Source organism: Myxococcus sp. MISCRS1, from assembly GCF_026626605.1.
Classification (GTDB): domain Bacteria; phylum Myxococcota; class Myxococcia; order Myxococcales; family Myxococcaceae; genus Myxococcus; species Myxococcus fulvus.
Map to the genome: position 1 here is coordinate 6921561 of NZ_JAPNKB010000001.1, position 20948 is coordinate 6942508.

Annotated in this window: 15 protein-coding genes; 9 read left to right on the forward strand and 6 right to left on the reverse strand. The window is 71.0% G+C overall.

Translation table 11 applies throughout. The annotated features are described in order from the left end of the window. Positions 1 to 19 precede the first annotated feature (19 nt). The 6 genes from OWM54_RS27540 to OWM54_RS27565 all read left to right on the forward strand — a co-directional run bounded on the left by OWM54_RS27540 (position 20) and on the right by OWM54_RS27565 (position 5992). Positions 20 to 619 (forward strand): hypothetical protein, encoded by a 600-nt coding sequence (locus tag OWM54_RS27540; RefSeq protein ID WP_223747098.1) that lies wholly within the window; start codon positions 20 to 22, stop codon positions 617 to 619. Next, positions 619 to 1317, forward strand: a complete 699-nt coding sequence (gene queC / locus OWM54_RS27545; RefSeq protein ID WP_248542875.1) for a 7-cyano-7-deazaguanine synthase QueC — start codon at positions 619 to 621, stop codon at positions 1315 to 1317. Before OWM54_RS27540 ends, queC begins: the two co-directional genes overlap by 1 nt. Next, the gene (gene ddpX / locus OWM54_RS27550; protein ID WP_267699425.1) at positions 1314 to 1973 is read left to right on the forward strand and encodes a D-alanyl-D-alanine dipeptidase; all 660 of its coding nucleotides are present in this window, start codon (positions 1314 to 1316) and stop codon (positions 1971 to 1973) included. The genes queC and ddpX overlap by 4 nt, the downstream gene beginning before the upstream one ends. 88 nt (positions 1974 to 2061) lie before the next feature. Beyond that, positions 2062 to 3459 carry a YfbK domain-containing protein gene (locus OWM54_RS27555; RefSeq protein ID WP_267699426.1) on the forward strand — a complete coding sequence of 466 codons (1398 nt, stop codon included), beginning with the start codon at positions 2062 to 2064 and terminating at the stop codon, positions 3457 to 3459. An 8-nt stretch (positions 3460 to 3467) separates the two neighbouring features. Beyond that, positions 3468 to 5291 carry a sensor histidine kinase gene (locus tag OWM54_RS27560; protein WP_267699427.1) on the forward strand — a complete coding sequence of 608 codons (1824 nt, stop codon included), beginning with the start codon at positions 3468 to 3470 and terminating at the stop codon, positions 5289 to 5291. Further along, the gene (locus OWM54_RS27565; RefSeq protein WP_223747102.1) at positions 5288 to 5992 is read left to right on the forward strand and encodes a response regulator transcription factor; all 705 of its coding nucleotides are present in this window, start codon (positions 5288 to 5290) and stop codon (positions 5990 to 5992) included. Before OWM54_RS27560 ends, OWM54_RS27565 begins: the two co-directional genes overlap by 4 nt. Before the next feature lie 6 nt (positions 5993 to 5998). On the opposite strand, the gene OWM54_RS27570 is transcribed toward OWM54_RS27565, so the two are convergent. Then, the gene (locus OWM54_RS27570; protein ID WP_223782570.1) at positions 5999 to 6913 is read right to left on the reverse strand and encodes a hypothetical protein; all 915 of its coding nucleotides are present in this window, start codon (positions 6911 to 6913) and stop codon (positions 5999 to 6001) included. Then, entirely contained in the window at positions 6910 to 8745 is a 1836-nt protein-coding gene (locus OWM54_RS27575) for a protein-arginine deiminase family protein (protein ID WP_267699428.1), read from the reverse strand. The genes OWM54_RS27570 and OWM54_RS27575 overlap by 4 nt, the downstream gene beginning before the upstream one ends. Before the next feature lie 163 nt (positions 8746 to 8908). Here OWM54_RS27575 and OWM54_RS27580 point away from each other — a divergent pair, with 163 nt between their 5' ends. Beyond that, the gene (locus tag OWM54_RS27580) at positions 8909 to 10513 is read left to right on the forward strand and encodes a DUF1800 domain-containing protein (RefSeq protein ID WP_267699429.1); all 1605 of its coding nucleotides are present in this window, start codon (positions 8909 to 8911) and stop codon (positions 10511 to 10513) included. 28 nt (positions 10514 to 10541) lie between these two features. Here OWM54_RS27580 and OWM54_RS27585 read toward each other — a convergent pair whose 3' ends face one another. The 4 genes from OWM54_RS27585 to OWM54_RS27600 form a co-directional block, all read right to left on the reverse strand. Then, on the reverse strand, positions 10542 to 11120 hold the full coding sequence (locus OWM54_RS27585; protein WP_267699431.1) for an imm11 family protein: 579 nt from the start codon (positions 11118 to 11120) through the stop codon (positions 10542 to 10544). A gap of 2 nt (positions 11121 to 11122) precedes the next feature. After that, positions 11123 to 12445 carry an AHH domain-containing protein gene (locus tag OWM54_RS27590; protein WP_267699432.1) on the reverse strand — a complete coding sequence of 441 codons (1323 nt, stop codon included), beginning with the start codon at positions 12443 to 12445 and terminating at the stop codon, positions 11123 to 11125. Positions 12446 to 12691: 246 nt separating this feature from the next. After that, entirely contained in the window at positions 12692 to 17521 is a 4830-nt protein-coding gene (locus tag OWM54_RS27595) for an alpha/beta fold hydrolase (RefSeq protein ID WP_267699433.1), read from the reverse strand. Positions 17522 to 17827: 306 nt separating this feature from the next. After that, entirely contained in the window at positions 17828 to 18748 is a 921-nt protein-coding gene (locus tag OWM54_RS27600) for a LysR family transcriptional regulator (RefSeq protein WP_267699434.1), read from the reverse strand. A gap of 104 nt (positions 18749 to 18852) precedes the next feature. Here OWM54_RS27600 and OWM54_RS27605 point away from each other — a divergent pair, with 104 nt between their 5' ends. Further along, positions 18853 to 19557, forward strand: a complete 705-nt coding sequence (locus OWM54_RS27605) for a type 1 glutamine amidotransferase domain-containing protein (RefSeq protein ID WP_267699435.1) — start codon at positions 18853 to 18855, stop codon at positions 19555 to 19557. 138 nt (positions 19558 to 19695) lie between these two features. Continuing rightward, a complete protein-coding gene (locus OWM54_RS27610; RefSeq protein WP_267699436.1) occupies positions 19696 to 20934 on the forward strand; it encodes a DUF1501 domain-containing protein in 1239 nt (412 codons plus the stop codon). Positions 20935 to 20948 lie beyond the last annotated feature (14 nt).

Consider the following 20948-nt stretch of genomic DNA (forward strand, 5'->3'; position numbering starts at 1 on the left):
GTGTAGCCTGCCCGGCCGTATGCGCCTGAAGCCCCTGCTGCTCTCCGTCCTCCCCGCCGCCGCCGTCGTCGCGGCCATGGCCTGCAACACGGACCCGGTGTACCCAGGCAACCAGTTCCTGGGCACCTTCCAGTTCGAGGCCCGACTGGACCCGGCGAACACCACCTGCGACGCCTCCATGCCGGAGTTCGCGCAGGTGGACGACGCGGGCGTGTTCCGCTTCGAGGGCACGTTCTCCCGCAACGAGGACGGCGGCCCGGGGTGGTTCACCGTGCAGGGCTTCAACCGCGACGCGAAGTTCGAGGGGCAGCAGGTCGACTCCATGCTCCGCGCGACGTCGCTGCGCGCGTCCTGTGGCAGCACCTGCAAGGACTCCCAGATTGAGGAGTCACTGAAGGTGACGCTCTTCAGCGACAGCCAGGCGCGGCTGCTCAACCGCGACTGCAACGGCTTCGACGGCGGCATCCCCGACGCCAGCCCGCCGGCCCCCACGGAGAGTGGCTACGACGTGGCGCTCGCGTGTGGCGCGCTGACGGACGTCTTCCTGCCGGGCTCGTGTACGTGTAATCCGACGACGTGCAGGACTGCGTACAAGGTGCAGGGAGTGCGGAGGGACTGATGACGAAGCGTGCGGTGGTGCTGACCTCGGGGGGCCTGGACTCGACGACGTGCGTGGCCATGGCGAAGGCGAAGGGCTTCGAGCCGGTGTGCCTGGCGGTGGCGTATGGCCAGCGGCACGCGGTGGAGCTCGAGCGGGCGCGCGAGGTGGCGACGGCCCTGGGCGTGAAGGACTTCCGGGTGGTGGGCATCGACCTGCGCCAGGTGGGCGGCTCCGCGCTGACGGCGGACATCGACGTGCCCAAGGACCGGCCCGCGGACGAGCTGAGCCACGGCGTCCCGGTGACGTACGTGCCCGCGCGCAACGCGCTGTTCCTCTCGCTGGCGCTGGGACTGGCCGAGGTGGTGGGCGCCACGGACATCTACATCGGCGTCAACGCGGTGGACTACAGCGGCTACCCCGACTGCCGGCCGGAGTTCATCCGCTCCTTCGAGGCGATGGCCAACCTGGCGACGAAGGCGGGCGTCGAGGGCGCGCGCTTCACGGTGCACGCGCCGCTGTCCGGCCTGACGAAGGCGGACATCATCCGCGAGGGCGTCCGCCTGGGCGTGGACTACGGCATCACCCACTCCTGCTACGACCCGGACGCGCAGGGCCGCGCCTGCGGGCGCTGTGACAGCTGCCTGCTGCGCAAGAAGGGCTTCGAGGAGGCCGGCGTGCCGGACCCGACGCGCTACACGGTGGAGGCCGGAGCATGAGGACGTGGGTACTGGTGGCGGCGCTGGGCCTGTCGACTCCGGTGCTCGCGGAGGATGCGGGGAAGAAGAAGGCCAGGCCCGCGAGCACCTCGCCGCTGGTGGACGCCTCCACGGTGGTGGAGGACCTGGCGCTGGACCTGCGCTATGCGACGGAGGACAACTTCCTGAAGAAGAAGGTGTACCCGGACACGGCGCGCTGTCTGCTGCTGCCGGAGTCCGCGCGCAAGCTGAAGGCGGCCGCGGACGTGCTCCGGCCCAAGGGCTACCGGCTCAAGGTCTACGACTGCTACCGGCCCCGCGCGGTGCAGTGGGAGATGTGGAAGATCATGCCCGTGCCCGGCTACGTGGCGGACCCGCGCAAGGGCTCCAACCACAACCGGGGCGGCGCGGTGGACCTGACGCTGGTGACGCTGGACGGGCAGGAGGTGGAGATGCCCACCGCCTTCGACACCTTCACGCCCGCCGCGCACCACGGCTACGCGGGAGGCACCGAGGCGTCGCGCCGTCATCGCGAGGTGCTGCGCGAGGCGATGCTGGGCGCGGGCTTCACGCCCAACCGCATGGAGTGGTGGCACTACGACTTGCCGGACGCGAAGTCGCGGCCGGTGCTGGATGTGCCCTTCACGCCGGAGAAGCAGGGCGGGCAGGCGGGCTGACGGTGCCATGATGGAACCGTGATGATGCCGGCGGGCCGCCTGCGGCAGGCTTCGCACCATCCCAAGGAAGGCCGTGCCCGGTGTCCGCGTGAAGCCCTCGACGAAGAGCGCCCTGCTTCGCTCCCTCTGCGGAGTCCTCCTGTGCCTCGCCGCTCCGGCGTGGGCCCAGGTGGGCGAGGTGACGGGCGTGGTCTCCGAGGCCAAGGACGCGCGTCCCCTGGCGGGCGTGAAGGTCCACGCCACGTCCCCCGTGCTGCCCTCACCGCGCACCGTGACGACGGATGAGCGGGGCCAGTATCGGCTCGCGTCCCTGCCGGTGGGGCTCTACACGCTGCGCTTCGAGAGGGAGTCCTTCCAGCCCGTCACCCGCGAGGGCGTGCGCGTGGAGGCGGGACGGACGCTCGGCGTGGCGGTGGCGCTCCAGGCGCTGCCCGTGCCGCATCATCCCTTCGCGTCCCTGACGCCGTTCGCGCCGCCGCTGCGACTGGAGTCGGACGGAGTCGCCTGGATGGCGGTGCCCCGCGAGGGAGACATCCGGGACCGCGCGCCGCCGTGGGCGCTGCCCCAGGTGTCGCTGCTCGCCGCCGAGGGCTCCGGTGAGCGCCGCTATGTGCCGGGCAGCAAGTTCCTGCGCGACTCGGACCTGCGGGGCCATGGCGTCAACCCCACCATCGACACCGAGGAGGAGAACGCCTCCACGTACCCGCTGCGGGTGAGCACGGCCTCGTACGCGCTGACGCGGGGCCACCTGGAGCGCGACTCGCTCCCGGCCGAGGAGGCGGTGCGGGTGGAGGACTTCGTCAACAGCTTCTCTCCCAAGGAGGGCGGCGAGAACGCGGGTCCGTTCATCGTCGACGTGGAGGGGTTCCCCTCGCCCAGCCGCAAGGGCTACCACGTGGTGCGCGTGACGCTGCGCACGCGCGCGGCCTTCAGCGACGTGGGCGTGCAGCTCGAGTTCGACAAGCGCGCGGTGGCCCGCTATCGCCTGGTGGGTTACGAGAATCCGTCCGCGACCCCTCCGGAGCCGCTCGGCGACGACGTGACGCCGGACCCCGTGCCCCTGGCCGCGGGCGCGTCCGTCACCGCCATCTACGAGGTGAAGCTGATTGCTCCGGCCATCGCCTTCGGTGTCCTGCGCATCCTCTACGAGGAGGGCGAGGACACCATGTGGCGCCGCGCGCACAAGCTGTTGCCCTCCAGCGCCCTGCGCTCGTCCATGGCGCGCGCCTCGCCCGACACGAGGCTCACCTACGTGGCCGCCGCCTTCGCGGAGAAGCTGCGCGGCTCGCCCTGGACGCGCTCGCTCGACTGGGCGCGGCTGCACGCGCTCTGGCAGGACCTCGGTGAGCCGCTGGTGAGCCGGCCGGACGTGGCGAACCTGGGCGCGCTCATCAAGCAGGCGGGCTCGCTCGACGCGCGCAAGGAGCGCCCCGGCTTGGACGGCGCGAGCCTGGACCCCGACCTGCTCCCGAGCTCCGGGAGGTAGCCGCGACGATGCTCCGCCGGCTGCTGCCCATGCTCGTCGCGCTGGTGCTCGGCCTCCTCGGGCTCGCCTGGGGACTGGGCTCCCTGCACCGCATCTTCGCCGAGGAGCGCGAGGACGCCCGGCGCTCGCTCGACTCGCGGCGCGAGGCCCTGGAGCAGTACGCCCGCGCGTCCCTGACGCAGACGCTGAGGGACCGTCTGGAGGCGGCGCGGCCCGCGCTGGAGGCCGCGGTGACGGACCCGCTGGCGCCCGCCACGGGACTCTACCTGCGCGAGCGCGGCACCCAGGTGCTGCCCCGGCTGGCGCTCCACGACACCGGCGAAGACGCCCCCGCGAGCGAGCGGTACGCGCGGCTGCGCGCGGGCACCGAGGTGGCGGAGGACAAGGACGACCCATGGGCGGAGCGGCTCGCGAGGACGCGCGCGGTGGAGACGGCGCTGGCCCGAGGCGACCGACGCGCCTCCACGGTGGCGCTGATGGCGCTGCTCCAGCACCGCTCGCAATACGTGCTCGCCTCGACCCGGGATGTGCCCGGTCTGCTCGTGGTGCTCGAAGCCCTGGCGGAGAAGGGCGACCCGGTGCCGCAGCTCATGCAGGCCCTGGTGCGCGAGGGCCTGTCGGACGGCCGCGGGGGCCGGTTGGACGGCTTGCAGCGCCTGCTGTTGTCGCGCCGCTCGCGCTTCACGCCCACGGACTTCCAGTTCCTGCTCACGCGCGTGGCGACGCTCTCGTCGAAGGTGGGCGCGCCTGTTGAGGACTTGCGGGCCCGCGCGAGCGAACTCGTGAAGAGCCCCTTGCCGCTGCCGGACTCGCTCCCCGGCCCGGCCCTGGTGCGCGCGGGGTGGTACCTGGAGCCGCGCGGAGGCAACCAGGTGCGCGGCGTGGCGGTGGACGCGGGTGTGCTGCTCGCGTCGCTCACGCGGGAGATGCGCGAGCGCGGGCTCCTGGACGCGGAAGGAACGGTGAAGCTGCTCGGTGACGCGCCCGTGGTGGCCGTGGACGCGCTGCCCTTGTCGGTGGTGACGCCCGAGTGGGGCCGCGCCGAGACGGCGCTGGAGCGGCGCTACCGGCTGAAGACGGGCATGGTGCTGTTGTGCGCGGGGCTGGCGGTGGGCATCGCCGCGCTGGCCTTCCTCGCGCAGCACCGCAAGTACCGCTTCCTGGAGCTGAAGAGCGACTTCGTGGCCACGGTGTCCCACGAACTGCGCACGCCGCTGGCCTCCATCCGCCTGCTCGCGGAGACGCTCGAGTGGCGGCTGGCCGAGGGCGCCGAGGCGCGTGACTACCCGGGCCGAATCGTCCGCGAGGCGGACGGCCTGGGCTTCCTGGTGGAGAACCTGCTGTCCTTCAATCGCATCGACAAGGGCCGCTGGGTGGCGCGGCTGGAGCCGGTGCGCCTGGAGGAACTGGTGGCGCTGATGCGTCGTGACTTGGAGGCCTGGTCCAAGGTGCCGGTGGAACTGGAGGCGCACGTGGGCGAGCTGTCCCTGCGCGCCGACTCCCAGCTGCTGCGCCTGCTGCTCTCCAACCTCGCGCGCAACGCGTGCGCCTACAACACCCGGCAGCCGGTGCGCCTGCGCGTGGAGGCGCTGCCCGGCGGGCGCGTGCGCTTCTCCGACAACGGCGTGGGCATTCCGCCCCAGGACTGGGAGCGCGTCTTCGGCGAGTTCGTCCGCCTGCCCGGCCAGGGCCGCGAGGTGCCCGGCAGCGGCCTGGGCCTGGCGCTGTGCCGCCGCATCATGCGTCTTCACGGAGGCACCCTGCGCGTGGTGGCCTCCAGTCCTGAAGGCACCACCTTCGAGCTCTCGTTTCCTCCGACTGCGACGATATGAACCCCACCCAGCCCACCATCCTCCTCGTGGAGGACGATCCGAACCTGCGGCTCGCGCTGCGTGACAGCCTGGAGCACCAGGGCGGCTACGCCGTGGAGGAGGCCTCCTCCGTGCGCGAGGCCCGCGAACACCTCTCCCGCGGCGCCTTCCAGCTCATCCTCCTGGACGTCATGCTGCCGGACGGCGACGGCTACTCGCTGTGCCGCGCGCTGCGCGAGGAGGGCGTCGGCACGCCGGTGTTGATGCTCACCGCGCGCACGCTGGAGGACGACGTGGTGCGCGGCTTCGAGGCCGGCGCGCAGGACTACCTGGGCAAGCCCTACCGGCTGCGGGAGCTGCTCGCGCGAGTGGGCGCGCTGGTGCGCCGCGCGGGAGGCGCCGCGCCCGCCAAGCAGGTGCGCTTCGGCGGCTACCGGATGGACCTGGACCGCCGGAAGGTGGAGAACCCCGACGGCGCGAGCGTGGAGCTGACGCGCACGGAGTTCGACCTGCTGGCCTTCCTGGTGAAGGAGCGCGAGCGGGTGCTGCGCCGGGACGACATCCTGGACGCGGTGTGGGGGCGCGACGTCGTCGTGGACCCGCACACCGTGGACAACTTCGTCTCCAGCTTGAAGAAGAAGCTGGGGTGGAACAGCGCCTCGCGCTTCGCCATCCAGACGGTGCGCGGGGTGGGCTACCGCATGGAAATCGAGGCGCCCTGAGGTCCCTCAGCGCAGCGGGTTGTTGACCACCTGCCGCTCCAGGGACTCCAGGCCCGCGCGCTGCGCATCCGGCGTCCGCGTCCGGGCTGTCTGGACGAGCGTGAGCGTCTCCGGCGCGTCCACGCGCAGCACCGCCTGGGTGAGGGCGCGCTGGGTGTCTCCCGAGTAGTCCGTCCACGCGTGGACCAGGGCCTCCGCGGCCATGCGGCGCACGGCGCCTTCCTCCTCGCGGTGCTTCACCTGCGGCGTCTTCCAGGCCCACGCGGAGCCGATGTCCCCCAGCGCCTGCGCGACGCGGCGGGCGACCTCCGGCTCGGGCCGTGCCGCGAGCGCCTCCGCCAGCCGCTGCGCCACCGTCAGCCTGCGGCAGGACCCCATGGCGCGCAGCACCGTGAGCCCGCGAGTGCCCGACTCGCCAGACAGCGTGATGAGCAGCGTCGCGGCCTCGTCCGACTCCAGCTTCGCCAGCGCGGTCGCCGCCGCACGGCGCGCGGGACGTCGGGTCTCCGGACCTTCGAGCAGGTGCTTCCACAGGGGCAACAGCCGCGCGTCCCGCAGCTCGCCGGTGGCTTCAATCATCCCCACTTGAAGGGCCAGCTTCGCGGAGTCGCGCTCGGGCTGGGATGCCTGCCCCGTGTCGAACGCGAGCCGCTCCACCATGGGCCACAGCCCCTGGGGACCGAGCTGACGGAACAGCGGCGCGACGGCGGCGAGTGTCCCGCGCTTGCGCGCATCCCAGACGCCCACCTGGGCGACGGCCGCCTCCAGGCGCGTGAAGGCCTCGGGCGTCTGCTGCCGCGCCTTCGCCACCTCCTCGCGCAGCGCGCCCAGGCCGTCCGTCTGTGCGAGGGCGGGCAGGGTGAGCAGCATCAACAGCAACGACACGGCGGCGCGCGGGCCGCGTGACAGCGAGGCGCTCATCGACCGCCCTCCCACCACTTCACGGGGGACGGGACGCGCGCGGCGTTCGTCGCGCAATGCACCTCACCACCCCCCACGTGGTAGAGGTCCCAGGTGTCGGACCAGTGCACGCGGATGCCGTGCGGTGCCAGGGCCTGCTCCAGTTGCGCCTTGAAGAGGTCCTTCCCGTCGATGACGGGGCCATGCGGGTCCGGCGCGATGACGAGCGAGCGGGACACCGACAGCAGGTTCACCGTGCCGGGCTGCAGCGCCGTCGCGCCATTGGTTGAACCCTGGAACAGGAAGGGCACGCGGACGACCTCCGCGTCGGTGATTCCCGTCTCCTCGCGGAGAACGGCCAGTTGCTCCTCGATTTCGAGCGCGGCCATCGCGTTGGTGTCCATCACCCCGGCGTGGTCCAGCAGCGTCGACACCGTCATCTCCGCCGGCTGCTCCATCACCCAGCGCTTGCCCTCGAAGAGCTTCGCCTCGCCATGTCCGCGCGCCTGCGCGTCCATCAGCATGCGCCGCGCCAGGGCGGGGTCGGCCACCAGGGCGACCCAGCCGCGCGGCGAGTCCACCGGCAGGAAGCTGACCGTCTCATCGACATGCGCCACGGCGAGCCACGACGTGTCCAGGTACACCACGGGCTGGACGGCCTGCGCGTCGAGCATCCGCGTGAAGCTCGGGTCCAGTTGGAAGTCGGGCTCGGAGTCGGGGCCTCGGCCGCGCAGCAGCCGCCCCAGCGGATACTTCACGCCGTCCTTCTCGTAGGGCGGGATGACCTCCGTGTTGCCCATGGAGTTGAGGGTCTGCGATTCGGGCGACAGGCCCGACTGGTACTGCTGCACCGCCGCCTGGTCCCGGCCGCGCAGCCAGTAGACGATGCGTCCGGCCTCGCGCAGCGGCACCGGGCGCTCGCCCGCGTTGACGTTGGCCGAGCGGAGGTTGACCTGGATGACGTGCTGTCCGTCGCCCTCGGTGGGCAGCGCCATGTACGCGGGCTCGAAGTAGTCCTGGGCCCACAGGTCATCCACCGCGAACTCGGAGAAGAGCGTGGGCTCCCTCGAGCTGACGAGCGCGCCGCCCAGGTCCTCGCGGAAGCGCGCCGACGCCTCGGTGTCCAGGCGCGACACGTAGACGTTGCGCACCGGCGTCAGGTGATGGAACAGCACCACGGGCGCCACGCGCATCATCACCGTGTCCCGGAACAGCTCCTGCGGCCGGTCCACGTGGTAGATGGTCAGCGTCACCTCCACGCGGCCATCCCACACCGCGGCGTCCCGGACGATGTCGTTCGCTTCGATGGCCAGGTCCACGCCCTCGCGCAAGTCCCGGGCCGACAGCGGCAGCACGTTGGCGATGCGGAACGACAGGAACTCCCCATCCATGCGCTTGAACAGACGCACCTTGTCCGAGCCCGCGCCCGTCACGGACACGCTGCCCACCGCGTAGCTCGGCGCTCTGGGCCACGGCGCGACACGCAGCCGCGCGAGGTCCTTCAAGTCCTCCTCGCCGTTGACCTCGGTGTCCTGGGAGTCGTTGCAGCCGGCGAGCTGCTCGTCGCTGAGCTGGGTGAAGGACGGACTGAAGGGACAGGCCTTCTGGTCGTCGTCGATGTTGGCCAGGAAGATGGCGCCACGCTCGGCGCTCCAGGTCTCCTCGCCGGCTTCGTCCCGCTCGTCGACCACGCCGTCGCGGTTGACGTCCGCGAGCAGGTCCACGTGCGGCGCGAACGGCGCGGTGAGCCGGTCCGAGTTGCTGCCGGTATCACCACCGGAATCGAAGAGGGCGGAGCACCCGCCGAGCATCACCAGCGAGAGCAGCCACCCCAGGGGCGCGGGGGTCTTCATCGTTGGCCTCCATACGAAAAGCAGCGGGGCTCGGGTACAAGCAACGGTTGGTGCGAGCCAGCAGGTGTTCAGGAGGCAAGGGATGTTTGACAGGGTGGGCGAGCAGGCATCTCGGAGCGCGGGTCGTAACCTCGCGCGTGCTCGTGGGTTCTCGGAGGCAGCCATGCGCCTCGTGTCCCTCGGTTTCCTGTCGGCCTTGCTGCTCTCATGTGCGAGCACTTCACACCCGGCGCGGAGTGAGGCGCCTGTCGAGGACTTCGGGCCGGGCGCGGAGGTGCACCTGCTGCAGCGATGGGCCTTCGGGCCGTCGGCGCGGGAGCTGGCGGAGGTGCGTCGCCTGGGCGTGCGCGGTTGGGTGGAGGCGCGGCTCGTGCGTCGGGACGCGCCGATGTCACCGGCGCTGGCCGGGAAGCTCCAGGCCCTGCCCACGTTGGAGATGTCGATGCCCCAACTGCTCGACGCGTACCCGAACCGGAAGGAGCGGGAGCAGGCGCTCCTGGATGGCCGCGAGCTGGAGCGCCCGGCGCGAATCGGTGAGGAGCTCTCCGCGGCGAAGCTGCTGCGCGCCGTCGAGGGACCGAATCCGCTCGAGGAGGTGCTGGTGGACTTCTGGTTCAACCACTTCAACGTCTCCGCGGACAAGGGCGTGGTGCGGTGGATGGTGACGTCGTACGAGCGCGACGCCATCCGTCCGCATGTCTTCGGGCGCTTCCGGACGTTGCTCGGCGCCACGGCGCGCCACCCGGCGATGCTCGTCTATCTGGACAACTGGAGGAGCACGCGTGACGGCATGCCGGAGCGGGGCCGCGCGCGGAGGGACGTGGAGGACGAAGGCGAGGTGGAGATGGACGCCGAGCCCAGGCCGGGGCTCAACGAGAACTACGCGCGGGAGCTGCTGGAGCTGCACACGTTGGGCGTGGAGGGCGGCTACTCGCAGACGGACGTGCGCGAGGTGGCGCGGTGCTTCACGGGGTGGAGCGTGAAGAAGCCGCGCGAGGCGCCCCAGTTCGTCTTCCGTCGTCGGGCGCATGACCCGGGGGCGAAGCGTGTGCTGGGGCAGGAGTTCGCGGCGGGAGGTGGGGAGGCGGATGGGGAGCGGGTGTTGGACGTGCTCGCGCGGCATCCGTCCACGGCGCGGCATCTGGCGACGAAGCTGGCGCGGCGCTTCGTGTCGGACTCGCCGCCGCCGGCGCTGGTGGACCGGTTGGCGAAGGTGTTCCTCGACACGGAAGGGGATTTGTCGTCGGTGTATCGCGCGCTGTTGGACGCGCCGGAGTTCTGGGCGCCCGAGGCGCGTGGGGCGAAGGTGAAGACACCCTTCGAGTTCGTGGTGTCCGCGTTGCGTGCGACGGGGGCGGAGGTGCAGGTGCAGCCCCGGCTGGTGCAGGCGGTGGCGAAGATGGGGGAGCCCCTGTACCGGGCGCCTGCGCCCACGGGCTTCCCCGAGGTGGCGGCGCCGTGGGTGAACAGCGGCTCGCTGGTGGCGCGGCTGAACTTCGGGTTGGACCTGGTGTCCGGCAGGATGCCTGGAGCGCGCGTGGTGATGGAGACCGTCGCGTGGCCCGCCGCGCCCACGGCGGAGGCGTGGCTGGAGGCGCTCGGGCTCGCGCTCCTGGGCACACCGCCGTCGGAGGCGACGAAGGCGACGGTGCTCGACGCGCTCTCCCGCCGGAAGGAATCGGCGAGCGCCGAGGCGGAGCGAGGGCCCGTCGACGTGGCCCTCATCGCCGGCCTGCTGCTGGGCTCACCGGAGTTCCAGCGGCAGTAGGGGCCGCTCGTGCACGAGGTGGGACGACTCAAACCTCTTCGAACTTCGCACCGAAGACACCAGTGGCCTCCAGTGCCTCCTTGAGCTCTTCGTCGACGATGATGGGCGTTGGCCATCCCCACAGCCGGAACACGCGCGCCTCACCCACCTTCGCCCTGTCGATGCGCAGTCCGATGACGGACCGGTACTGCCCGACAAGCTCCGCGTGCAGTGGCTCATCCGCCGTGATGCGCTGTACCTCTCGGCATGCGGCATCATCGATGCCTCGAATCTCCCGAGTCACGTTCAAGATGAAGTAGGGCTGGGATTGCCCCTCGACATCGACAGGGAAGAGCTGCACGTCATCCGAAGCCAGTTCCCGGAAGATGGTCGCGACACGCTCCGCGACAATGGGGGTCAACCCCGTACCGGCGAATGCGATGTCGAGAGGCTCTCCCGGTTGTTCGACCGGGACTCGCAGCCGCTCTTGAAGCCCGACAGGCTTTCCCTGCCCGAACATCCAAGGGTCTTCGAGCGGCTGGCCCCGGGCATCGACCAGGTCGTCCAAGCGCCAGCGTCCGCCCTTCAGGTAGACATCCATCTTCATGCTGAAGAAGCGTCGTTCCATGTCTATTCCTGGGACCCCTTCGTGATGAGGGTGCGCAGCACGGAGCCCTCCCTTACGAGTTCCCGAGCAATCTGGGCAAGTTCTTCCACCAGCAACGCCCGACAGCGCGCTGTTCCCCGGCACTGTCGCGTCATGCGCTCGATGCGCTCGAAGACGGCCTCGTGGTACTCGCGCGGGTGAGGGCCCTGGTGCCCTTTGATGCGCACGAGGTTCGCGGGGTCATCCAGCTTCATCCCCGCACGCTTGAAGACGCGTTCGAACTCCGGAGTCCAGGGGCCGCCGTTCACGTCGGAGACCGTGTTCTTGTCCGTGCAGATGTGATGCACGTTGCCTTCGGCGTCCCCCTGGATGCCCCCGACAGCGCCCACCATGGGGGCCGTCCCCTCTCCAGCTCCCATCGCGGTCGCGGCGACCGCGGTGGGCGCGAGCGTCACGTTGAGGACTCCGGCCGCGGAGACGGAGATGGCCTGGACCTCTCCGCCCAGCGCTCCAGCGAGCAGGAAGCCCCCTTCCAGTGGGGCGCGGCTCGCGGCCTGCGCGAAGCCCGGCAGCCTCGGGCCCTGGGCCGCCATCGCGCTCCTTCCTCCGAGCGCGGAGAGGGCAACCACCACCAGGACCCGAGCCCCGTTGTCGCCCAGCACCTTGCCGAAGCGATGTCCGGCTCGTGCCAGCTCCTCGACGCTCATCGCGTCGCGGGACTCGTCCATGAGGTGCAGGAAGCCCTGCCCGAGGTTCCAGACAGGCCCCGTTCCCAGGTAGGCAATCAGGGATGCGGTGAGGGCGACGGCCACCAGCTTCGTGATGGGCTCCGGCGCGACGAGCATCACGAGCGCCGTCCCAATCATCGTCGTCACCATGGCGCGCAAGGCCGCGGCGTTCACCATGTCCCGAATCGCTTCCTCGACGCCGTCCCAGACCGTGTCGAGGGCGAAGTAGAGCGCCATCATCCGCCGCTCCATGGGCCCGAGCGTCAACCCACCGGCAAGCATGCCCATGCAGGTGAGAGGCTCTTCCTGGCGCTGACAGATGCGCTCGTACGCGGACTGGGACTGCTGCCCGTGGACACCATCGACGAGCCCTCCAGACGAAGCGAGCAGTGCGCGTGGGTCTCCTTGCTCCATCTCGCGGAACGCGACATCCAGCTTCATGTCGAGCACGAGCTGGGTGACCGCGTGCTTGAAAGCGTCCTCGTCCATCTCGACAGGCGCGGACTGGACGGGCGTGTAGGAGATAAGCCCTCCGCGCCCCGTGTCGAGATGGACAATGCGAGTCGATGCACACCCACTCGCAAGCAGCAACAGCGCGACAACGCTTGAAGCTCTCATGTGACCCCCGGATTCGACCGCCAGCGAAGCGGCGAGCGAACCGGGGCATACCAGTTGCCACTGACGTCCTCAGAGATGCATCATCACTCATTCAACCTCGAAGGTTCATGGCCTTCGTGGTCGATGACCGGCTGCAGACACATCGAGGCCGTGGTCCCACCAGTCACACAGGCGCACATGCCCGCTGATGCGGGCACACCGGGAAAGTGGGCTTGTGCCGGCGCCGCGCCTCGAGCGGTCCGGCCGTCACTCCGCGGACGCGCCTTGCTGGAACCCCTCCCTCTGGGGCTTGAAGGGCGAGGCGCCACCCACGAGTTCATTCCGGGGCGGAGGGTTGCTCGTGGGGCACTCGACGCCGGAGAGGTAGTCGAGCCCGTGGAGGTCGTGGTTCTGGAGGAAGCGGCGGATGAGGTCGGCCATCTCCTCGGGACGCTCCATCAGGACCAGGTGGTCGGCTTCCCGGATGGTGGTGAACAGCGCGCCGGGAATCGTCGCGGCCAGGTTGCGCACATGGGCTGGCGGAGTGAGCGGGTCGAACTCGCCGGTGAAGGCGAGGACGGGGCGCTTCAGGATGCGCAGGCTCGGGTCCCGGGCCTCGGCGATCAACCGGTTCTGCACGTCGGCGTAGCGCAGCGCCTCGCGCGGCGTGACGGCATGGAAGGCCTTCTCCACCAGCACCCGCGTGGCCTCCGCTTCCCGCACGTGGTTGCGCGGATCCTGGTTCATGGTCGCCTCCACCAGGCCCTGCACGAACGTGTCGAGCTCTCCCTCCAGGATCTGCTCGGCGCGGATGTCGATGCGCACGGCGGACTGGTCGGGAAGCTCCGTCGCCGCCCCCACCAGGATGAGGCGGTCGATGCTGTCCGGATAGCGGTGCGCGAACTCGTAGGCCGTCGAACCGCCGTAGGAGATGCCGATGACGTTGATGCGCGGATGGCCCAGGTGCGCGCGCAGGTGCTCCAGACAATCCGCGAGGAAGTCGAAGCCGAACTCCGGCGCCAGGTCGTCCGCCACGCCCGTGCCGGGCAGGTCCGCCATGATGAGCGTGCCGAGCGGATGCAACAGGTGCTCGAGCTTCGGCAGCGCATACATGTCCTGGAAGGCGCCGCTGATGATGAGCAGCGGCGACTCGATGAGCGGCTTCTCGGGACCCGGCACCACGCGGTAGGCGTAGCGCAGCCCCCGGAAGCTCACGAACTGCGTCTCGGACGTCGAGTCCCCCGCGAGCAGCGCCGCCAGCGCGTTGACCGTGCGGCAGCGCAGCACCTCCGCCCAGCGGACCTCGCGCTCGAAGGCCGTCTCCAGTGCCCGGTGCAGTTGCGCCAGTTGGATGGAGTTGCCGCCCACATCGAAGAAGTCGTCGTCGACGCCGACGTCGGGCTGTCCGAGCGCGTCGGCGAAGAGGCGGCGAATCTTCCGCGTCGAGTCCGTCGCTTCCACCACCGGCTGGATGGCCTCGGTGGCCTCGGCCGCAGAGATGGAGACCGGAACCCCCGCCGCGTCCACGATGCGAATCGGCGCGAGGGAGATCTTCGCCAGTTCGACATGGCGCGAGGCGCCCCGAGCGACGATGCGGCGCAGCGCGCGCGGACGGCCGTCCAACCTCGCGCGGAAGTGATGTCCTCCCGAAAGGAACCCGACCCAGCTGACGGTGTGCGGCGCGGCGGCGGCGATGGCCAGCGACTCCAACGCCTGCGCGGGCTCCATGATGGCGTGGCCCCGCGCCGCGGCCTGCCCCGTCACCTCCAGGTCCGCGGTGCGCTCGTCGCGCCAGTAGCTCCAGCCGATGCTCTGGCAGACAGGCGCGTCCGCCGCCCCGCGGCTCTGTGCGTGACACTGCTCGGCGAAGGCCTCGAGCGTGGCGTTGCCGGCGGCATGCGCGCCCTGGAGCGCCCCGCCCACGGCGCCGACGACCGAGGAGAACAGGATGAGGCGACAGCCGGGGCGTTGCTTCGCGACGCGCCACAGACTCCATGCACCCGCGAGCTTCGGGTCCAGCGCGGCGGCCAGGTCTCCGGGCGCGAGCTGGAGCAGGGTCTTCTCCGCGTAGTGCCCCGCCAGGTGCAGCATCCTGTCGACCGGCCGCGACCAGTGCGCCTCCGCCTGCTCGATGGCGGCGCGCACGGCGTCCGCGTCTCCGACGTCGACGGCGCGATACAGCACCTCGCCTCGACTCCGCAGCGCCGCCAGGGCCGCGCGTGACACCTCGGGCAGGCCCGCCTCGGGCGTACGGCCGAGCAGCAGCACCCGGGCCTGGTACCGGGTGACGAGCCACTCGGTGAGGACCCGACCCACGTGACCCAGCCCCCCGGTGATGACGAACAGGCTGTTCGGCTCGAAGCCGGGCACGTCGATGAGCGAGCCCTCCGCGTGCGTGGGCACCATCCTCGCCACGTGGCGACCCTCCGCCCTCCAGGCGACGAGGGGCTCGACGCTGAGCGCATCGACCTCGGCCAGGATGCGGCGCGCGTTGCCCTCCGAATCTCCAGCGGGCAGGTCCACGTGGCTCGTGCGAAGCCAGGGCAGCTCGAGCTGCGCGGTCGCCAGCAGGCCGCGCAGGGGCGCGTGATGCACGGCGACCTGGTCGTCCTCACCGACGCGCAGGCTGTGGCTGGCGATGACCTTCAACAGCACCTGCTCGGGCCGCTGCGCATCGAGGGCTCCGAGCAGCGGGACGAGCCAGCCACACGCCCGCAGGCAGGCCTCACGCTGCGCCTCGAAGGACTCGGGGACGCCCATCGCGGAGGGCGCGGAGAGGTGGAGGATGTGTCGGGGCAGCAGCCCCTCCTCGCGCAGCTGCTTGAAGAGCTGGAGGTGGTGGATCGGGTTCTCCACATCCAGGCGATAACGGCGCGGTCCCTCTTGGATGAGCCCGGGCGTCGAGGCCGGGATGAGGGTGACATGCGGCTGGTCGCGACGCTCCAGCTCCTGGCGGAGGGCCTCACCCAGTCGCGCGTCATCCTCGATGAGGAGCGCCACGGAGGTCCGCTCCGCGCCATGCACGTCGGTGTCCAGCGGCGCCGCGGGCCAGGTGGTCCGGTAGAACCACGCGGGCAGCCGCTCGTGCGTGTCCGCGCGAGGCTTCGCCGCCTCCAGCTTCGCCGCGTAGCGACTGGCGAGCTGCGTGCGCTGAATCTTGCCCAGGTCCGTCTTGGGGATGTCCGCGCGCTCGACGGGGACGAGGTGGTGGGGCTGGACGCCATGGTTCCTGGCCACCGCGGCGCGGATGCTGCGCAGGGCCTCCTGCTCGTTCGTGCCCGGCAGCAGGTGGAAGAAGAGCGCGAGCTGGTCCGTCGACGCTCCACTCAAGCGGAGCGCACACGCGGCGGTGAACGAGCGGTCGATGAACGGCAGCTCCTCCACGGTGGCTTCAATCTCGTGGCCGAAGTGGTTGGCGCCGTTGATGATGATGGTGTCGCGCGAGCGGCCGGTCAGCGTCAGGCGCCCGTCGCGCAGGAAGGCGCGGTCCCCGGTGCGGAACCAACCGTCCTGCGTGAAGGACTCGCGGTTGACGGCGTCGTTGTCGACATAGCCTCGCAGCACCGACGGCCCTTGAATCTGCAGGGCGCCAATCTCTCCCTCGGGGAGCACGTGGTCCTCGTCGTCCACGATGCGCAATCGCACGCCCGGGATGGGCGGACCGAGCGCCACGACGGCGTCCTCATCCGACGACGTGGAGAGGTTGAAGTCGGAGTGGTAGGTGACGCCCGACGAAGTCTCCGACATCCCCCATGCCGGCCATATGGCGGAGTCGCGCAGGCCGTGGGACGAAAGGGCCCGCAGGAACTCCCGCGCCGTCCTGGAGACGATGGCCTCGCCCCCGTTGACCAGGATGCGGACCCGGGAGAGGTCCCACCGCCGCGCCGACGGCTTGCGACCCAGCTCACCGACAATCAACCCGAAGGCGAAGTGGGGCGCCCAGCTCAGCGTGGCGCCGTGGCGCTCCATCCAATCGAGCCAGCGCAGGGGCTCGCCGAGGATGAGCTGCGTGGGGACATGCACCTCGGCGCAGGAGGAGAGGATGTCCCGGGTGTGGACCATCGCCAGGCTGCCGCCGTGCTCCAGCGGCATCCAGTGGAAGGACACGTCCTGGGGGCCCGTGTTCATCACCCGCGCGGTGCCACGGGCCTCGGTGAGGATGGCCTTGTGGCTCAGGGGCACTGTCTTGGGCGTGCCCGTGCTGCCGGAGGTGAACAGGAGCAGCGTGATGTCGTCGGGCGTCGCGTCCAGGTGCGGCTTCGCCGGCTCATGGCGGGCGAGCTCCTCGACGGTGGCCGTCCTCACCGTGTGGCCGTGGCTCGTGGCGAACGCCTGGAGTGAGGCCTGTTGCGAGGCGTCGATGAGGACGAGGGGCTCGCGCAGCGCCTTCCAGGCCGCCAGCAGCTTGCTCACCCCGGGAATCCCCTCGGCGTACTCGGCGGGAGTCGCGATGGGCGCGGGCACCAGGCCCGCGAGGATGCAGCCCCAGAACGCGGTGATGAAGTCGCGCGTCCCCGGCAACTGGAACATCACCCGCTGACCCGCCGTGAGCCCCTCACTCCTCAGCCCTCCGGCGACTCGCAGGGCCCTCGACAGCAGCTCGCGGTAGGTGTCGGTCCGCTCCACGCCCTCCGCCTCGACGTGGACGATTCTCTGCTCCGGCGTCCGCGCCACCGCCGCGAGCAGGACCTCGGTCAACGTCCGCTCCGCGCCAGAAAGGGCCGGGCCACCGTCGGCGAGCGCTTCCCGGACCGAGTGTCCGGCAGTGCTCGTCGCGATGGCCGGAAGGTTGCTCCGGTCAACCATGGGGGAGGAGTCCGGCGCGCGTCGGAGCCTCAAGGCTCCGGGCGTGGAGTCCGCGTCGCCGACGGACACCTGGAAGTGTCCGGAGCCCAGCAGGGCGTCGACGACGCGTTGGCAGTGCGTGACGAGTGTCTCGTCGAGCACCGCGAGGCCCAGGTCCTCCAGGTCACCTGGACGTCGCGAGGGCGGCAGGGCATGGACGAGGACGATGTCCAGGGGCCCGAGCTGTCGAGGACAGTGGGCGCGCAGGTGCTCGAGGATGGCTTGCTCGGTCAGGGGGCCTCGGGTGGCCACGTGGACCCGGAACCCCTCCTGGGCCGTCCCCGAGCTGGCGGTGCGAGGGGTGACGACACAATCCGCGACGGTCCTCATCTTCAAGACTGCGGCGCGAACGACGGCCTGCGTTTCGGGGTCCTGGTTCGACGACAACCGCATGGGCGCTCCCCCTCGAAGAATTTTGAGGGGGGATGGATAGGCAAGGCCTTGGGCACCGCCTACCGGTCCTGGCGTACGAGGCGGGTATCCGTGATTCCTTTCCAGACACGGCCGCTCCGCGCCCCGTCGGAGATTCGACGCTCCAGCGGGCCGTGACAGAACCCTTCATGCACGCTGGCCACGTCTGTCCTTCGTCAAGAGCCAGTCGCGGACCGCGAGGAATCGCGCGGTGGGCGCGGCGGCCTTGCGCCAGGCCACCCAGAGGGTCCCCGAGGGACGACGCGCTGCGCGTCGCGGTGCCTCGAGCGCTGCGACTCGGCCCTCGCGCAGTGCCGGCTGGACCAGGTAATCGGGCAGCACCGCCAACCCCACGCCCGCCTCCGCCAGCGCGAGCATCTCGTCGAGGTTGGCGATGCGGCAGACCACCTGCGTCGGCAGCGGCTCCTTCGCGCCGAAGGCCGCGCGCCACCAGGGCAGGAGCATGGCCAGGTCCGAGTCGAAGGCGACGAAGCGATGCGCGGCGAAGTCGCGGGCGCTCCTCGGTGTCCCCCAGCGCTTCAGGTAGCCGGGGGAGGCCACGGCGACGAACTGCTCCTGGGCCACCGGGTGCAGCTCCAGGCCCGGGGCCTCGGGCAGCAAGCCGACGATGCCCAGGTCCAGCTCGCCGTCGAGGAGCCTGCGCGCGACGCGGCTGGGGACATCGAAGCGGACGTCCAGTCGCAGCTCGGGATGCGCCGCCAGGAGGGACGGCAGCCGCGGGCGCAGCCAGTAGCGGAAGAAGGGCCAGGGGCCGCCCAGCGCCACCTCGCCGCGCACCACGCGGTGGGTCTCGGAGGCCTCCTCCACGGCGGCGTCCAGCGCGGGCAGGTGCTCTCCCAGTCGAGCGACGAGCGCCGCTCCGGCGGGGGTGAGCCGGGCCCTGCGCCCCACGCGCTCGAACAGCGCGACCCCCGTGTGTCGCTCGAGCGCCTTGAGCTGCTGCCCCACGGCGGACGCGGTGATGCCCAGTCGCGCCGCGGCGGCGGCGTGGGTCCCCGCGCGGCTGACTTCCCACAGCGTCCAGAGGGCTTCACGATTGCCAAGCATTGCTTGAGCTTATGTGAAGAAGCCCTCGGTTTTCTGGGCGGACCTCCAGGCGTATCCCTTTCGCCGTGGGGCCCCTCCTCGTGGGCCCGCGAGGGAGCCGTGTCATGGAAGAGATGCTGACCGCCGTGAAGATTTTGCTGATTGTCACCAGCCACTCGCAGTTCGGGGACACGGGAGAGAAGACCGGCTTCTGGCTGGAGGAGCTGGCCGCGCCCTACGAGGCGCTCGTCGACGCGGGGGCGCAGGTGGACATCGCGTCCCCGGAGGGTGGCGCCGCGCCGGTGGACCCTCGCAGCGAGAAGGAGCAGACCGAGTCCACGAAGGCGTTCCTGTCGGACGCGCAGGCGAAGAAGAAGCTGGCGAACACGCTCAAGCTCGCGAAGGTGAAGGACTCGTACGACGCGTACTTCGTCGTGGGCGGGCACGGCGTGATGTGGGACCTGTCGAAGCACGCGCCCACGCACAAGCTGTTGTCCGCCGGGTACGCGCGGGGCGCGGTGGTGGCGGCGGTCTGCCACGGGCCCGCGGCGCTGGTGGGGGTGAAGGGGCCGGACGGGCAGCCGCTGGTGAAGGGCAAGCGCGTGGCGGGCTTCAGCAACGCGGAGGAGAAGGCGGCGAAGTTCGACGCCATCGTCCCGTTCGCGCTGGAGACGCGGCTGAAGGAGCTGGGAGCCCGCTACGAGTCGGGCCCGCTGTGGGAGAGCTTCGTCGTGGCCGACGGCCGGCTCGTCACCGGGCAGAACCCGGCGTCGTCCGCCGCCACCGCGCGCGAGGTGCTCCGCCAACTGCGCGAGAAGAAGCAGCCCTGACGGAGGCTCGAGGCGGCTCCACCTGAACGATGTGCCGTCATGGGGGCGGAGGTGCGCTCGTAACCTCCGGACCGAACGGGTGTTGAATGGGCGGACCTCGCCGCCTCGCGGGGCCGACCACCCTGGAGTCCCAGCCGCATGCCCCAGTCCCTCTCTCGACGCCGTCTGCTGCATGCGCTGGGTCTGTCCGGAGTGGGGCTCCTGTTCACGCCAGGTCTCCTGCGTGGCGTCCAGGCGGGCACACCTCCTTCACGGCGCACGTTGGTGACGGTGTTCCTCCGGGGCGGAGTGGACGGACTCTCGCTCGTCCCGCCTGTCGAGGACGCGGCCTACCACCGCGCGCGCCCCTCGCTCGCGCTGAAGTCCACGGGCGAGGGCGCCGCGCTGCCCCTGTCCTCACCCTTCGGCCTGCACCCACGTTTGGAGCCCCTGCTCCCGCTGTGGAAGGAAGGACAGCTCGCGGTGCTGCACGGCGTGGGACTGCCCACCCCGGTCCGCTCGCACTTCGATGCCCAGGACTTCGTGGAGTCCGGAACGCCGGGCCGCAAGTCGACGCCGGATGGTTGGCTCAACCGCGCGCTGGGCTCCGAGGCGCAGGTCCCCTCCGCGCCGCTGCGCGCCGTGGCGCTGCAGTCCACGCTGCCCCGAGCACTCTTTGGTGACGCGGGCGCGCTGGCCATGGGGCGACTGGAGGAGTTCCGGCTGCGCGTGGGCAACCGAGGAGCACGGGCCACTCGCGGCTTCGAGGCGCTCTATGCCGGCGCCGTGGACGACGCGCTGCGGACCACGGGGCAGGGCGCCTTCGAGGCCCTCTCGCACCTGGACGAAGAGCAGCTCGCCCGGCTGCCGCCCACCTCCGGCGCCGAGTACCCACGCGCGCCCCTGGGCCAGCGACTGGCGGACATCGCCCGGCTCATCAAGGGCGACGTGGGCCTGGAGGTCGCCGCCACGGAGATGGGCGGCTGGGACACCCACGCGGCGCAGGGCGCGGCCACGGGCACCTTCGCCAATCGCTGCGCGGAGCTGTCCGGCGCGCTGTCCGCCTTCGCGCGCGACCTGGGCCCACGGCTCGAGCACGTGACGGTGGTGGTCCTGACGGAGTTCGGCCGCACCGTGCGGGAGAACGGCAGTCGAGGCACGGACCACGGCGTCGGGAGCGCGATGCTCGTGCTCGGCGGCGGTGTGCGCGGAGGTCGGGTGTACGGGCGCTTCGAGCCCCTGACCGCGGACCGGCTCCAGGATGGCCGGGACGTGCCCGCGTGGACCGACGTGCGCGCCCCGCTGTCGGAGGCCCTGCGCGCCTGCCGCCCCGGCGTGGACCTGACCCGGGTGTTCCCGGGGTACACACCCGGCACCGCGCTGGGCCTGTTCACATAGCGCGGTCCGGAATC

Bases quoted from the DNA above. Each gene is read 5' to 3' on its own strand.
- OWM54_RS27540 (WP_223747098.1), top strand. From the start codon at position 20: ATGCGCCTGAAGCCCCTGCTGCTCTCCGTCCTCCCCGCCGCCGCCGTC.
- queC (WP_248542875.1), top strand. From the start codon at position 619: ATGACGAAGCGTGCGGTGGTGCTGACCTCGGGGGGCCTGGACTCGACG.
- ddpX (WP_267699425.1), top strand. From the start codon at position 1,314: ATGAGGACGTGGGTACTGGTGGCGGCGCTGGGCCTGTCGACTCCGGTG.
- OWM54_RS27560 (WP_267699427.1), top strand. From the start codon at position 3,468: ATGCTCCGCCGGCTGCTGCCCATGCTCGTCGCGCTGGTGCTCGGCCTC.
- OWM54_RS27565 (WP_223747102.1), top strand. From the start codon at position 5,288: ATGAACCCCACCCAGCCCACCATCCTCCTCGTGGAGGACGATCCGAAC.
- OWM54_RS27570 (WP_223782570.1), bottom strand. From the start codon at position 6,913: ATGAGCGCCTCGCTGTCACGCGGCCCGCGCGCCGCCGTGTCGTTGCTG.
- OWM54_RS27575 (WP_267699428.1), bottom strand. From the start codon at position 8,745: ATGAAGACCCCCGCGCCCCTGGGGTGGCTGCTCTCGCTGGTGATGCTC.
- OWM54_RS27580 (WP_267699429.1), top strand. From the start codon at position 8,909: ATGCGCCTCGTGTCCCTCGGTTTCCTGTCGGCCTTGCTGCTCTCATGT.
- OWM54_RS27585 (WP_267699431.1), bottom strand. From the start codon at position 11,120: ATGGAACGACGCTTCTTCAGCATGAAGATGGATGTCTACCTGAAGGGC.
- OWM54_RS27590 (WP_267699432.1), bottom strand. From the start codon at position 12,445: ATGAGAGCTTCAAGCGTTGTCGCGCTGTTGCTGCTTGCGAGTGGGTGT.
- OWM54_RS27600 (WP_267699434.1), bottom strand. From the start codon at position 18,748: ATGCTTGGCAATCGTGAAGCCCTCTGGACGCTGTGGGAAGTCAGCCGC.
- OWM54_RS27605 (WP_267699435.1), top strand. From the start codon at position 18,853: ATGGAAGAGATGCTGACCGCCGTGAAGATTTTGCTGATTGTCACCAGC.
- OWM54_RS27610 (WP_267699436.1), top strand. From the start codon at position 19,696: ATGCCCCAGTCCCTCTCTCGACGCCGTCTGCTGCATGCGCTGGGTCTG.